General features: G+C 62.3%; 10 protein-coding genes. 5 read left to right on the top strand and 5 right to left on the bottom strand.

The genetic code is table 11. The features are described from left to right. Positions 1 to 34: 34 nt before the first annotated feature. Entirely contained in the window at positions 35 to 1,186 is a 1,152-nt protein-coding gene (locus tag D0901_RS18240; protein WP_129141731.1) for a MalY/PatB family protein, read from the top strand. Positions 1,187 to 1,202: 16 nt separating this feature from the next. On the opposite strand, the gene D0901_RS18235 is transcribed toward D0901_RS18240, so the two are convergent. Further along, complete coding sequence (locus D0901_RS18235) at positions 1,203 to 2,132, bottom strand: thioredoxin family protein (RefSeq protein ID WP_129141730.1); 930 nt, start codon at positions 2,130 to 2,132, stop codon at positions 1,203 to 1,205. A 108-nt stretch (positions 2,133 to 2,240) separates the two neighbouring features. On the opposite strand from D0901_RS18235, the gene D0901_RS18230 reads away from it, so the two are divergent. Together D0901_RS18230 and D0901_RS21450 are read left to right on the top strand one after the other, a co-directional pair. Next, the gene (locus D0901_RS18230) at positions 2,241 to 3,014 is read left to right on the top strand and encodes a DUF3750 domain-containing protein (protein ID WP_129141729.1); all 774 of its coding nucleotides are present in this window, start codon (positions 2,241 to 2,243) and stop codon (positions 3,012 to 3,014) included. After that, positions 2,926 to 3,387, top strand: coding sequence for a condensation domain-containing protein (locus D0901_RS21450; protein WP_129141728.1), 462 nt, complete (start codon positions 2,926 to 2,928; stop codon positions 3,385 to 3,387). The genes D0901_RS18230 and D0901_RS21450 overlap by 89 nt, the downstream gene beginning before the upstream one ends. Positions 3,388 to 3,532: 145 nt before the next feature. Here the strand turns inward: D0901_RS21450 and D0901_RS18220 are convergent, their stop codons facing one another. From D0901_RS18220 to D0901_RS18205, 4 genes are all read right to left on the bottom strand, one after another. Beyond that, positions 3,533 to 3,844: a TonB-dependent receptor gene (locus D0901_RS18220; RefSeq protein WP_129141727.1), complete on the bottom strand. Its 312-nt coding sequence runs from the start codon at positions 3,842 to 3,844 to the stop codon at positions 3,533 to 3,535. Between the two features lie 283 nt (positions 3,845 to 4,127). Then, entirely contained in the window at positions 4,128 to 6,302 is a 2,175-nt protein-coding gene (locus D0901_RS18215) for a TonB-dependent siderophore receptor (protein WP_129141726.1), read from the bottom strand. A gap of 562 nt (positions 6,303 to 6,864) precedes the next feature. Beyond that, complete coding sequence (locus D0901_RS18210) at positions 6,865 to 9,078, bottom strand: TonB-dependent siderophore receptor (RefSeq protein WP_129141725.1); 2,214 nt, start codon at positions 9,076 to 9,078, stop codon at positions 6,865 to 6,867. A 228-nt stretch (positions 9,079 to 9,306) separates the two neighbouring features. Further along, positions 9,307 to 10,200, bottom strand: a complete 894-nt coding sequence (locus D0901_RS18205; protein WP_162500912.1) for an ABC transporter substrate-binding protein — start codon at positions 10,198 to 10,200, stop codon at positions 9,307 to 9,309. 692 nt (positions 10,201 to 10,892) lie between these two features. Here D0901_RS18205 and fhuB point away from each other — a divergent pair. After that, positions 10,893 to 12,887 carry a Fe(3+)-hydroxamate ABC transporter permease FhuB gene (gene fhuB / locus D0901_RS18200; RefSeq protein ID WP_233440469.1) on the top strand — a complete coding sequence of 665 codons (1,995 nt, stop codon included), beginning with the start codon at positions 10,893 to 10,895 and terminating at the stop codon, positions 12,885 to 12,887. Between the two features lie 32 nt (positions 12,888 to 12,919). Further along, positions 12,920 to 13,699, top strand: coding sequence for a siderophore-iron reductase FhuF (gene fhuF, locus D0901_RS18195; protein ID WP_129141722.1), 780 nt, complete (start codon positions 12,920 to 12,922; stop codon positions 13,697 to 13,699). Positions 13,700 to 13,752: the final 53 nt, after the last annotated feature.

Below are 13,752 nucleotides of genomic sequence, written 5' to 3'. Positions count from 1 at the left end.
TTCGCGTAATCCGCCACTCTTTCCGGGAGGCTCGATGCCCTTCGATTTTGCCACGTCCCTCGACCGCCGCCAGTACCCGTCGCAGAAATGGCAGCGTTATGCCGAGGATGTCGCGCCGCTGTGGGTGGCCGACATGGACTTTCTCTCGCCCCCGGCGGTGATCGAGGCGCTGAAGGCGCGTGTCGAGCACGGTGTGTTCGGTTACGGACGCACGCCGGACAGCCTGCGCCAGGCGCTGTGTCGCTGGAGCGAGCGCCACTACGACTGGCGGATCGAGGCCGACTGGCAGGTCTGGCTGCCCGGCGTGGTGCCGGCCCTGCACCTCGCCTGCCAGGCGTTGACCGAGCCCGGCGACGGCGTGCTCACGGTCACCCCGATCTATCCGCCGTTTCTCAAGGTGGCCGAGCGCCACGGCCGGCTCGCCCAGACCTGTGAGCTGCGCGAGCCGGCCGCGCCGGGCGAGCCCTGGCGGCTCGATCGCGACGCCCTGGAGCGGGCGATCACCCCGGCCACGCGGCTACTGTTGTGGTGCCATCCGCACAATCCCACCGGGCGGGTATGGACGTACGAGGAACTGGCGATGCTCGCCGAGCTGGCCGAGCGCCACGATCTGTTGATCGTCTCCGACGAGCTGCACTGCGACCTGATCCTCGACGATGTCGCGCATCGGCCGCTGGCGGCGCTGTTCCCGGCTCTCGCCCGGCGCGTGGTGACGCTGTGGGCGCCGTCGAAGACCTTCAATCTCGCCGGGCTGGGCTGCGCCTGCGCGGTGATCGAGGATGCCGAGCTGCGCCGGCGCTGGCAGGCGGCGATGCGCGGCATGCTGCCCGAGGTCAACGTGCTGGGCCTGCTCGCTGCCGAGGTCGCCTACGCCGAGGGCGAGCCCTGGCGTCAAGAGTTGCTCGAGGTGTTGCGCGACAACCGTCGGCGGGTGGTCGAGGCCGCTGCCGGCTGGCCGGGCGTGCGTGTCGCGCCCCCCGAGGCGACCTATCTGGCCTGGCTGGACCTGCGCGGGGCCGGGCTCGGCGACTCGCCACAGCAGCGCCTGCTCGACGAGGCCCGAGTGGCGCTCTCCGACGGGGCGGATTTCGGCTGGCCGGGCTTCGTGCGGCTGAACTTCGGCACGCCGACGGCTCAGCTCGAGCAGGGCCTGGCACGCATGGCCACCCTGCTCGATGGACGCTGAGCGACGCCGGGGAGGATCAGTAGAGCAGGGCGAACAGCTTGCGGCGATAGGCGACGGTCAGCGGATGCTCGGCGCCCAGGGCGTCGAAGACCCGCAGCAGCGTCTTGCGGGCGAGGTCGTCGCCATAGGCCCGGTCGCGCTTGAGCAGGGCCAGCAGGCCTTCCAGGCCGTTCTCGTAGTCGCCGTCGGCGACCTGACGCAGGGCGCGCTTGAACTGCGCCTCGCTGTCGTCGCGACCCTCGAGTGCGGCGAGCTCCTCGCGGCTCGGTGCTTCCTCGCCGAACTCGATGCGTGCCCTCACGCCGCGGGCCTTGGCGCCGTCGCGATGCTCCGGGGGCAGGGCATCGAGGATCTCGCGCGCCGCCTCGGCCTCGCCCTCGCCGACCAGGGCGCTGGCCAGACCGATGCGATAGTCCGGGTAGTCGGGATAGTCCTGGATCAGCTGCTGATAGATCGCCTTGGCCGTGGCCGGGTCGCCGGCGGCCAGCGCGGCCTCGGCCTGTTCCTCGGGGCTGGCCGGGGCGTCCTGGGGCGCCTGCAGGTAGTTGCCGAGCCACTCGCGGATCTGCGGCTCGGGCAGCGCGCCCTGGAACTGATCGTAGAGCTGGCCCTGCATGATCAGCTTGACGTCGGGGACCGAGCGGATACCCAACTGGGCGGCGATCTGCTGGTTGTCCTCGATGTTGAGCTTGGCCAGCACGAAGGCGCCGGCGTATTCGTGGGCGAGCTTCTCGAGCACCGGGGTCAGGCTCTTGCAGGGCTCGCACCACGGCGCCCAGCAGTCCAGTACCACGGGGATCTCGAGGGAGCCCTCGAGGACCACCTGCTGAAAGTTGGACATGTCGACGTCGACGATGTATCGCGAGGGGTCGACCTGCGACGAACGGTTCGTCCCGTTGTCGGGGGAGTTCAGCGGCTCTCCGGTACGAGGATCGACGATCGGCATAGGGATTGGCCTTGATTGACGGAATTTGCCATTCAATGTGGGTGATCGCGCCGCTATTCAAGGGGGCGGCGCCGTGAATCACTGTTCGAGCGGCCGGGAGAGGCAACGATGCGACGACGCGCATGGGCGGGGTGGGGGCTCGGCGTCTTGCTGGCGCTGATGCTGGGTGGTCCCCTGGCCATGCTGGCCAGCCCCGGCATCGATCTGACCGGCAACTGGGCCACCAGCGATCGCAGCCCGACGGGGCTGGCGCCGCCCGCGTCGACGACCCGCGAGGCGGTGGTACAGGTCTACGCCGCGCGCGCCTTCGAATGGCGTGGCGCTTTCGCGGTGCATACCTGGATCGCCGCCAAGTCGGCCGACGCTCGGCGCTATCGCGTCTATCAGGTGACCAGCTGGCGTCGGCCGCCGGTGTCGGTTGGCGCGGGCACGCCCGATCGTGCCTGGTTCGGCAGCCGCCCCTGGCTGCTGGCGGATTACCGCGGCACGGCGGCGGCCGCGATGATTCCCGCCATCGAGATGGCGGTGCGTGACTATCCGGCGCCGGCGCGTTACCGCGCCTGGCCGGGACCCAACAGCAATACCTTCGTCGCCTGGGTGGTGCGTCGGGTCCCGGGGCTCGACGTGGCGTTGCCGGTGACGGCGATCGGCCGGGACTTTGTGTTCGATGGCCCCTTCGTGCGGGCGCCCAGCGCTACCGGCTGGCAGTTTTCCGCATTCGGGCTGCTGGCCGTGACCGTGGCCGCCGACGAAGGGCTCGAGGTGACGCTGCTGGGCTTGACGCTGGGCGTCGATGTGCGGCGACCGGCACTCAAGTGGCCGGGCCTCGGGCGCCTGGGCATGGCGGCACGGGTGGCGGGAAATGCCGAGCATGGGCCATGAGCCGGGCGCCATACGGGCGTACCGGCTCCTGATGTGGGGGGAGGGTGTCGGTCTTTCACGGCTTTCATCACAAACGATAATGTTTGTCATTGGCACCCTGCTGTTCGGACGCATGCAAGGAACCGAGGGTGTCGAGCGGGCGCTGGGTATGTTCATCAACACCCTGCCCGTTCGCGTCACGCTGGGGGGAAATGGTGTGGCCGACTGTCTGCGTCAGACGCATGGCATGCTGACCGACCTGTTGCATCATGAGCATGCAAGTCTCGCCCTGGCGCAACGCTGCAGTGCTCTACCTAAGCTTCAGCAACGCTTGCAAGAGAGTGCCGTCAGTGACTCTCGAGTCACTGAGTGGGTGTCGGTGTTAAAGACGTAGCCGCTGGTGCCCGGTAATCATGGTGGCGCGCCAGGCGTACCTGGCGCGTCTGATTGTTAGAAGCTAGAACGCCGCTGGCAGCCATAGACCCACCTTGTCGAAACGGGGTATGTCCTGATCTGTCGTGTCCCTGCTGAACGGTGAATTACCACTTGTAGCTTAATGTGGCCGTCACATTGCGCGCCTCGCCGAAATGACAGATTGTCGCGCTGGAGCACGAAGAGACATAGTCCTTGTCGAACAGGTTGACGGCATTGACCCTCAAATCCATGCCTTGGAAATCGCGGGATAGCACTCCGAGGTCATATTCCAGCATGGCATCGACCAGTGTATAACTCTCCACGTCGAACGTATGGGTATCGTTGCCCCAAGTGGCATCATTGCAGCGAATGCCGGCACCGAAACCTAGTCCATTCAAGGTGCCTGGCGAGAACTCGTATTTTCTCAAGGAAGGCATTGTCTCTTTCCCTTGATGTCACCACATTGTTCAGCATGGTTGGCGACAGAATTTCTCTAGGGGTTTGCGTAAACGAGTTTGATTTTTTGGAACATCAAAGCCGCCGAGTTGGGTTTTGGAATCATGTAAGAGGTCGAGGTGCTGCAAGGATTTTTTCTTGAGGCTCTGGGAGTAAAGGTGTTGTTTTTTGCATTAAAGCGCCGGGCGGTTAGCCCGGGCCCTTGCTATTTCATGCCTGTGTGATGGTTTTTCTGGTGTCTTAAACGTTGCCGTTAATGGCATTTTACCAATGGTAACCTAAAGTGGCTGTGATATTTCTTGGCTCACCATAGAAACACCCATAGGTACATGATTCGATATAGTTCTCATCCGTGAGGTTGGTGGCGTTCAGTGCATAGGTCCAGTGGCCTGTCTCGTAGCTGACCATGGCGTCGTACAAGGTGAAAGAGGGAACCTCGCCATCGATCCAGGTACCGAGGGTCGAGCCGACATAGCGCGCGCCAGCTCCGACTTTCAGGCCAGGCAAACCAAAGCTGGCCAAGCGATAGTCACTCCATAGCGATAACTGGTTGTAGGGCGTATTGGCCGTTCGCTTGCCTTCCAGGTCCGGCGTCGCGGGGCTGCTTTCGGTCGTTCGCGCATCCGTATAGGCATAGGCCGCGACCAGATTGGCGTTGGGCCCGATTGCCGTCTTGGCTTCCAGCTCGATACCGCGAGAACGCACCTCGCCCAGTTGGGCTTGAAAGCTGGTGTCGACGGGGTCGGTGACGAGCACGTTTTCCTGAGTCAGTTCATAGGCGGTGGCGGTGATGAGAGTGTCCCAACTCTCGGGTTGGTAACGGACCCCGAGTTCATATTGTTTGCCACGCGTCGGCTCGAACCGGTCTCCGTTGCGACCCGTACCGCTGGTGGGCTCGAAAGACTCGCTGTAACTGATGAAAGGCGCCAGACCATTATCGGCAAGATAAACGCCTCCAATGCGTCCCGTGAACGCATCGTCCGTTGCGCGACTCCAGTCGGTGGGACCAAAATAGGGAGAGGTTTCATCCTCGGTCCAGTCCTGGCGTCCTCCCAACAAAAACACCCACTTGTCGGCGATCTTCATCTGGTTTTGTAAATAGATACCCACTTGCTCATGGCGTTGCTTGGTAGAGTAGGCGAAAGGTATGGCATCGCCCAGTTCACCGTTGTCATAGACGGGGTCGTAGAGATCCAGCGGCGGGGCCGTGCGGTTGTAACGCTCGGTCTCTTGACGTTGACGGGTGTAGTCGAAGCCGACAAGAGTAGTGTTGGAAGTATTGCCAGCCTCCCAGTCGTACTGCAGGGAGGTATCCGCAGTCAGTGCTCGTGAGGCATCGCGGCGATCCTGGGCGGTTCTGGAATAGACACGTCCATCGCTGCTCGAACCGAGAAAGATATTGTCGTAAACCCGATCAGCGTGGAAGCTACGCAGGCTATGGCGGAAGTGAAGGTTGTCGGAGAAGTCGTGCTCGAACAGGTAGCCAAAGGAGTAGCGTTCATTGTCGAAGTTGTCGAAATCGGGCTCGCCGATGAACCGATCTCGTGAAATCTTCCCATTGGGGTTCGAGAGGATTGTACCGCTGGCCGGCAGACCGTAGACATAGGCGGTCTGGTCGCGCTGGTACTCACTGAGCAGGGTGAGCGACGTCTGGTCGGTCGGTTGCCATTTCAAGGCAGGGGCGATGTAGGTGCGGTCGTCGGGCACATGATCGACGAAGGTATCGCTGTCGCGATGCAGCATGGTGAGGCGATAGGACCAGACGCCATCCTCGTCGAGGGCATCGGAGAAGTCCGCGGATATCTGGCGCCGGTCGAAGCTGCCGGCCTGGAGATTGATCTCGCGCAGGGGCTCGCTGGTGGGGCGCTTGCTGACGGCATTGACCACGCCACCGGGGGAAGCCACGCCATAGAGGATAGAGGAGGGCCCCTTGAGTACCTCCAGTCGCTCCAGACCATAGAGTTCCTGCTGGCCGTCGTAGACGTTGGCTTGATACTTGGTTCCATCTCGGTATGTGGTTCCGACCCTAAAACCCCGTATACGCATTACGTCGGTGGTGCGGTCGGCGCCTTCTTGTCTGGAGACTCCAGCGGTATAGCCCAGCGCTTCGGTGAAGTTTCGCGCGCCATAGTCGCGGAACTCCTCACTACTCACCACCGAGAGGGACTGTGGCGTCTCGATGATCGGTGTGTCGGTCTTGGTCGCCGTGGCGCTACGCGTGGCGGCGATGCCCTGCACGGGGCCGTAGGCCTCTTCGTAGAGGCGGCTTTCCGTCACCTGTAGCGTCGGCAATGTGACAGCGGACTCGTCATTCTCTGAGTCCTGTGTCGAGTGACCCTGGGCGAGCGCATTGGGAGCAGCCAATAGGGCCGTGGCACAGATGTTGGCAATGCCGATGGCAATGGTGAGTCGGTGTCTGCGTAGTAGAGGATGTGACATCGTTGACTTCCCTAGGAACATCCCTTGGATGTTGATTTTTTGGCTTGTAAAAGATAATTGTTATTATTCGTATTTAAATATGCCTCGCTTCCCCACTCAATGCAATCCCGAACGTTGCCGTCGTGGCCGAGGGAGAAGACGCGGCATAGCGCCGCCAGCCGGCGATTCTCAGGCGTGGCAGCTGTTGAACAGGTACTGCCGCAGAGCCTGAGCGATATCCCTGCGTACCTGTCCGGCGGCCTCGGGTACGATGCCGCCCAGGCGCGCGAAATCGTGATAGTCATTCCGCTCGGCGGGAGTACCTAATGTCAGGATGTCTTCCGGTACTTCGCTCTGGCCTGTGCCAGCGGGAGTTCATGTACAGTAGGTTTGCCTTACATCTGGATGATGATCGGAAAATCGGCGCCATTGGGGTCGAGTGGCATTGTGCTTTCTTGGGGGTGTGTGCAACGTGAAATGAGTCAGGCCATGCATGGCCATCCCTCAATAGCAGTAATTCATGGTAAGGGTGTAGTTTCTGGGCTTGCCGTAATAGTTGTATCGGTGGTATTTGGCAGCGAATTTACCACTTGTAGCTTAATGTGGCCGTCATATTGCGCGCCTCGCCGAAATGACAGATCGTCGCGCTGGAGCACGAAGAGACATAGTCCTTGTCGAGCAGGTTGACGGCATTGACTCTCAAATCCATGCCTTGGAAATCGCGGGACAGCGTGCCGAAGTCATATTCCAGCATGGCATCGACCAGTGTATAATTCTCCACGTCGAACGTATGGGTATCGTTGCCCCAAGTGGCATCATTGCAGCGAATGCCGGCACCGAAACCTAGTCCATTCAAGGTGCCTGGCGAGAACTCGTATTTTCCCCAGGCAGACGCCATGTGACGAGGCACGCCATAGGGGGTGTTACCCTCGGTGTCGTCATTGGTCTCGACGTATTCCATGTCCGTGTAGGTGTAACTGGCAATCAGCGACAACTGCTCGGTGGGGTGGAGTTTCGCCGACAGTTCCAACCCACGGGAACGGACCTTGCCGATAGCCTCGTAGAAGGGGGTGTTGGGGATCGACTCGGAAACGTTTTCTTGCTCGAGGTGATAAAGGGCGGCCGTGTACTGGTCATCGCTCCCTGGCGGCTGGTATTTGATCCCCAGCTCGTATTGTGAAGCCTCGCTGGGGTCCAGCGTGTTGCCGGAAACGTCGGTATTGGTGGCCGATGCCGGTTCGAAGGATTCCGAGTAGCTGAGGTAAGGGGAAATGCCGCTGTCGAACGCATAGAGCAGACTGGCCCGCGTGGTGAAGCTGTCACTATCACTCTCGGAAGCCATTCCGAGGTTGGTATAAGCGGTACTGGTATCGGCCCAGTCCTGACGGCCAGCGAGGTTGAATCGCCATTGGCCCAGGCTGATCTGGTCTTGCAGATAGACGCCGGTCTGTTCCACCTTGTCAATAAAGTTGGTGGGAGCGCCATAGGTGACCTGGGCATTGCCATACTGCGGATCGAAGGCATCCAGCGGACTGGCTGCGCCAAACCGCCATGATCCGGAGTTACGCTGGTATTGATAGTCCACGCCGAAAAGCAGGGTATGTTCCAGCGGCCCCGTGGCGAAATTACCCTGAAGCTGGTTGTCGACCTTGTAGGCGTGGAGGGACTCGTCGGCACTAGCGACTCGGCGATTCAACTGGTTGCTGTCTCCGACCCAGCCGCTGGAATAAATCTGATCGTAATCGATATCAGCCGAGGCGAAACGGAAGTTCTGCCGGGCTTGCCAGGCATCGTTGATTTGATGCTCCAGCTGATAGCCGATCAAGCGCTGGTAGCGCTCGAACCCATTGAAATCCGGTTCACCATCGAAGAAGTCGTTCTCGATTCTCTGGCCGTTATGATCGCGTACCGAACCGTCGGCGGGTGTCCAACCATAGTAGCCACTATTGGGCTCATGTTGCAGGTAGGCCATCAAGGTCAGGGATGTATCCTCGGTTGGCAGCAATGTCACCGATGGTGCCAGGGTATAGCGCTCGTTCTCGACATGATCGAACTGGCTGTCCGACCCACTGGCTAACCCGACCAGACGATAAGCAATCCGTTGGTCATCGCCCAGTGGGCCGCTAAAATCGAAGCGCACGGTGCGTTTATTCTGAGTGCCTGCCTCCAGCTGAATCTCATGGAGAGGCGTGAACAATGGACGCTTGCTGGTCAGCCCCACCAGGCCACCCGGGTAGCTCTGGCCGTACAGGACGGATGTCGGTCCCTTGAAGACGTCGATGCGCTCGAGAAAGTAAGGGTCGATCTGTAATGAGTTATATCCCCCCACATCGCCAGCCATCTTGAGGCCATCGAAATAGATGTTGTCGAGATTTCCGACGCCACCGAAGCCGCGCATCGAAATGAAATCATAGCGGTTGCCAAAACCGTTGCGTGCCCCGGTGAAAACGCCTGGTGTATAGCGAAGAGCCTGCTGTACCGAGTTGGCACCCTGATCTTCGATCTGCTCGCGAGTGACGACGGACACAGACTGTGCTGTCTCCAACAGTGGGGTGTCACTCTTTGTGGCGCTGCGACTGGTGCTGGCGGTATAGCCCTCGGTTGGCATCAGCGCATTGGCGATTCTGTCGTCGGTCACCTGGACGACAGGCAATTCCGCCGGCATGTTGTTGCCGTCTCGGTTTTCTGCCGCCTGCGCGAAACCGGAAGTCAGCAGCGTGGTCGAGCAGATGCCCGTGATGACGATACTGATGGTGGGGGAGAGGGGGTGTCGATGCAGTACGAAAGGGACGGACATGAATGATCTCCTTTGCCTGTAATTAAATGATAATTGTTATTATTTATAGTTTAATTCAATATAGCCGTGTTTCCGCTGTCAAGCCTGTCCCCGGTCTTCTTGCTGTAACTTAGTAGGGTGGGACGCATAAGACGGTTTTGGGACGGCCGCGTTGTTGTCGCAGCGCAGACGTATGACGCCACCCTGGCTGGACCAGATGGCTCATCGAGAATCGGCCGAAAGGGGGCGTCAAACGTCGCCGGTGTCGCTCTTGTCGGTAAGGCCGTCGACGAGACTGTTCGCGAAGCGTCGGGCGGCCGGGAAGCCTCCCCACGACCAGTAGTCGAGCGACAGGATGGCATAGTCGTTGCGCAGGACACTCGGCCAGTGTTGCCACAGGCCTTTCTGGAGTAACTTGCGCTGCCCACCAGGCGGGTCGTAAGGGCTATCGAGGAAGACGATTCTGGCTTTTATATCCAGCAAGGCTCGTGCCGTGACTGTCGTGAAACCCCAATTGCCAAGTTTTCCTTCCCAGGCGTTATGGAGTCCGAGACGTTTTAATACCATGCCTTCCACACTGCCATGTCCGTAAACGCGCGCATGGCGCTCATCCATCAGGCGAACGATCAGCACGGGTGAGTCGACGTTTCCCAAGCGGTTTATCAACTCATCGAAGTGTCTGTCGGTTCGTGCAATGTACTGTTCTGCTGCGGGCGGGTCCTTGGTCAGGGCGCCAAGCTGGCGCGTCAAGTCTTCGAGAATCTGCCAGTGATCAATAGCGGCTTTCCCCGGGTAATTGTTGTAAAGCGGGTACTCCTTGACGTCGGCGATCTTGCGGAGCTTGGGGATCAGGTTCACATGAGCGGGCGGGGAGATCAGGATCGCATCGGGGGGCTGGCTCGCAAGGAGCTCAAGGTTAGGGAGATGACGATAACCCAGATCGGTCGCGGTCGGAATGATGTCGGGCTGGCGGGAATAGGTCTCGTAGCCGGCAAGGCCCGAAACGAAGGTGGGAGGGTGCCCTATGGCATCGAGTGTCTCGGCGATGGCGAAATCGAAAGTCGCCAAGGAAACCTCGTTCTCATAATCGCTGGCCATGGCAACGTTGCCCAGGCCTAGCCAGACGATCAGGAGGGCCGCCATGGGGGCCCTCGTTGTCCGACGACGAGGTCGGTGTTCTTTGTTGGGCCTTGCGGTCATGCCGGCACCCTGGAGTCTCTGTAAGGCGGCACCTCGGTGATGGCGTCGCTCAGTCAATGGACAGGCTCGTTCATGCAGCGGCGTTTCCGGCATTGGCTGAAGACTGCCTACGCGCAGCCATGCGGCGTAGAAAATCGACCAGGGCGAGTCCAGCTCGATACCAAGATGCGCATTGAAACGCCATGCACCCGTGTGCGAGCCCTGCTCGCTCTTTCGCCAACACTTGGCCTTGGCTATGCCCCCGCCCTGAACTTTGCTCGCTGGCGTCTCGTAGCGATTCGAGGGCACGTCGGGGGCGAGGTGTCTCATGTTCTTAAAAATGATAATCGTTATTATTTTTTCGGGTGCGCTCGATGTCAAGATCGGACTGTCCGGCGGAGGGGGTTAGGTTCTCGGCGTTGTGGGCCGCTCCGCCGGGAGCGGCCGGGTGGCTGGGAAGCGCGTCAGCTCGTGCCCGCCAGGGCGGGAGAAGTGGGCTTCCTCCTGTCGCCTTGCGCCGGGAAAATCTCGCCGGCACTCGAGCAGGGTAGCCTTGGCGTTGGCGAGAATGCTAAATTTATTGATAATCGTTATCGATTATGGCATTTGCGGTGCGACGGGGCAGTGGAAGGGGACAGGAACGGATGAGAGGAAACGTGACCACGACGAGCCACGCGGCTCGACGTGGCCTATCACCGGCACTGGCCTGCCTGTTGCTGAGCCTGCCGCTGCTGGGGCTGGCGTGGCTGGATCTGCAGGCTCAGGGGGGCTTGGCGCTGGGCCTTAAGGCACTGCTGTCGCCGTCGTTCGAGACAGTCGACCAATTACTGTTGCACTATGCCTGGTGGCCGAGACTCTCCATCGCCCTGCTGGCGGGCGGTGGCCTGGCGCTGGCCGGGGTACTGCTGCAGCAGGTGCTGCGTAACCCGCTGGCGTCGCCCACCACCCTGGGGGTGGCCTCGGGGGCCAATCTGGCATTGATGGCGGCGACCCTGCTGACCCCCGGGTTGTTGACCGTTGGCCGTGAATGGATAGCCCTGGCTGGCGGTGGGCTGGCGGTGGGTCTGGTGTTCACGCTGGCCTGGCGGCGTGGGTTGGCGCCCATCGTGGTGGTGCTGGCGGGGCTGGTGGTCAACCTCTACCTGGGCGCCCTGTCCACGGCGTTGCTGTTGTTCAACCCGGATGCGTTGTCGGGGCTGTTGATCTGGGGGGCCGGCTCGTTGGCCCAGAATGGCTGGGATGGCGTGGCGACCCTCTGGCCGCGGCTGGCCATCGCCGGTCTGTTGGCGGTATTCCTGCTGCGGCCCCTGGCGGTGCTGGAACTGGACGATGCCAGCGCCAGAAGTTTGGGCGTTTCACTCAAGTATCTACGCCTGGCCGGCCTGGTGCTGGCGGTGTTCATGACGGCGAGTGTGGTCAGCGTGGTGGGCATCATCGGCTTCATCGGCCTGGCGGCGCCCAACATCGTGCGCCTGGCGGGGGCGCGGCGTCTCGGCGAGCGCTTGTTGTGGGGCGTGCTGCTGGGAGCGGTGCTGCTGGCTACCACCGATCTGTTGTTGCAGCACTTCCTGGGGGGCTTGCCGATACTGATTCCCACCGGCGCCGTGACCGGCGCCCTGGGCGCCCCGCTGCTGATGTGGCTGATTCCGCGCCTGAGGTTGCACGGCAACCAGGCGCCGCAACCGGCCGGGGTCGCAGCGAGTCGCCATCCCGGCCCGGGGCGCTTGATCACACGCCTGGCGATCGCCCTGCTGCTGGCGGTGGGGCTCGGCCTGTTGCTGGGGCAGGGGATGCACGGCTGGTACGGGTTGTCGCCGGACAACTGGGAGGTCCTGCAGTGGCGGGTGCCCCGGGTGCTGGCTGCCGCCGCCAGCGGGCTGATGCTGGCCGTGGCCGGCACGCTGCTGCAACGGCTGTCGGCCAACCCCATGGCCAGCCCCGAGGTGCTGGGTATCAGCGGCGGCTGCGCCATTGCACTGATCCTGGGGATCTTCCTGCTGCCGTCTCCCTCCAGCGGGATGTTGGTGGGCGTGGGCACCCTGGGGGCGCTGGCCACGCTGCTGGTGCTGGTGCTGCTCAATGGACGTAGTGGCTTCGTGCCCGAACAGTTGCTGCTCACCGGCGTGGCGATCGGCGCGCTGTTCGATGCGCTGCGCAGCGTGATCCTGTCGGCTGGCGACCCGCGTGGCCAGCAGGTGATCGCCTGGCTGGCGGGGTCCACCTATTACGTCGATCTCACCAGTGCCCTGGTCGTCGGTACGCTGGCGACGGTGTTGACACTGTGCGCGCTGCCGCTGACTCGCTGGCTGGACATTCTGCCGCTGGGGGCGCCCACGTCACGGGCCTTGGGCATTACCCTCAACCGGGCACGGCTGCTGCTTTTACTGCTGGTGGCGCTGCTGACGGCCTGCGCCACCCTGGTGGTGGGGCCGCTCTCCTTCGTCGGGTTGCTGGCGCCGCACATGGCCAGACTGCTGGGCTTGACGCGGGCGTACCCACACCTGCTGGGCGCGGCGCTGGTCGGCATGTTGCTGATGGTGCTGGCCGACTGGGTGGGGCGCCAGATCATCTTCCCCTTCGACATGCCGGCGGGGCTGATCGCGTCGTTGATCGGTGGGGCCTATTTCATGTGGGGGCTGCGGCGGCTGTGAGGAAGGCGCGTTCATGATCGAGGAGATGACCTGTGGTCGATAGGGGCGCCCTGGCATTGCCCATCGATGACGCCGCCGACGCCCTGCTGGCGCTCTATCGTCGGCCGCCTCTCGATACCCTCAGAGCCCCGGCTTTCGGCACGCCCGATGCCTCGACATTGGCGGTCGCCGATCTGTTCGAACGGACGGTGCTGGACGGGTTGCTCGAACGCACGGCGGCGGCCTTCGGCGAGGGGGCCGATCGCCGGGCGGCGGCCTCCATCTGGTCGAAATATCACCTGAGTGCCGTGTCGATCCCGGCGCTGGTCGCCAATCTGTTGCTGGAGTGTGAACTGCCGGTGGCATCGAGCGCGGTGCGGGTCAGCCTGGGCGAACGGGGCGAGACCGCGCGGCTCTGGCTGCCCCATGGCGGGCGACCCTTGGTGTCCCGGGCGCCCGAGGTGCGTTTCGCGAGGTTGTTCGATGCGCATTGCCGGCCGCTGATCGAGGTGTTGGCCGACCTCTCGGGCCTGTCGCCCAAGGTGTTCTGGAGCAATCTCGGGCACTACGTGGAGTATGCGGGGCAGGCCTGTAACCGGCATCCCGACTTCAGCGGATCCGGTGAACCGCTGCTGCGTTTCCTCGAGATGCGGACTTTGCCGGATGGCCGGCGTAACCCGTTGTACCGACCGGTACGTTACCTCGACCTGGAGGGAGGGGCCTCGGCGCGGGTGCGGCGGCTGTGCTGTATCCAGTATCGCTTGCCCGGTCAGCCGCTTTGCGGCGGCTGCCCCCTCAAGCCGGAACATCGCCCTCCCAGGTGCCGGGGCTGACACGCGAACCAGGAGCGGGGCTGACCAGCGAGGCGTTTGCCGGGGCGAATCCG

The sequence above is a fragment of the Modicisalibacter coralii genome, assembly GCF_004117855.1.
In the GTDB taxonomy this organism is placed as follows: domain Bacteria; phylum Pseudomonadota; class Gammaproteobacteria; order Pseudomonadales; family Halomonadaceae; genus Modicisalibacter; species Modicisalibacter coralii.
This window is presented reverse-complemented; position numbering and strand designations above follow the sequence as displayed.

Bases quoted from the DNA above. Each gene is read 5' to 3' on its own strand.
- D0901_RS18220 (WP_129141727.1), bottom strand. From the start codon at position 3,844: ATGCCTTCCTTGAGAAAATACGAGTTCTCGCCAGGCACCTTGAATGGA.
- D0901_RS21450 (WP_129141728.1), top strand. From the start codon at position 2,926: ATGTGCGGCGACCGGCACTCAAGTGGCCGGGCCTCGGGCGCCTGGGCA.
- D0901_RS18230 (WP_129141729.1), top strand. From the start codon at position 2,241: ATGCGACGACGCGCATGGGCGGGGTGGGGGCTCGGCGTCTTGCTGGCG.
- D0901_RS18205 (WP_162500912.1), bottom strand. From the start codon at position 10,200: ATGGCGGCCCTCCTGATCGTCTGGCTAGGCCTGGGCAACGTTGCCATG.
- D0901_RS18240 (WP_129141731.1), top strand. From the start codon at position 35: ATGCCCTTCGATTTTGCCACGTCCCTCGACCGCCGCCAGTACCCGTCG.
- D0901_RS18210 (WP_129141725.1), bottom strand. From the start codon at position 9,078: ATGTCCGTCCCTTTCGTACTGCATCGACACCCCCTCTCCCCCACCATC.
- D0901_RS18235 (WP_129141730.1), bottom strand. From the start codon at position 2,132: ATGCCGATCGTCGATCCTCGTACCGGAGAGCCGCTGAACTCCCCCGAC.
- D0901_RS18215 (WP_129141726.1), bottom strand. From the start codon at position 6,302: ATGTCACATCCTCTACTACGCAGACACCGACTCACCATTGCCATCGGC.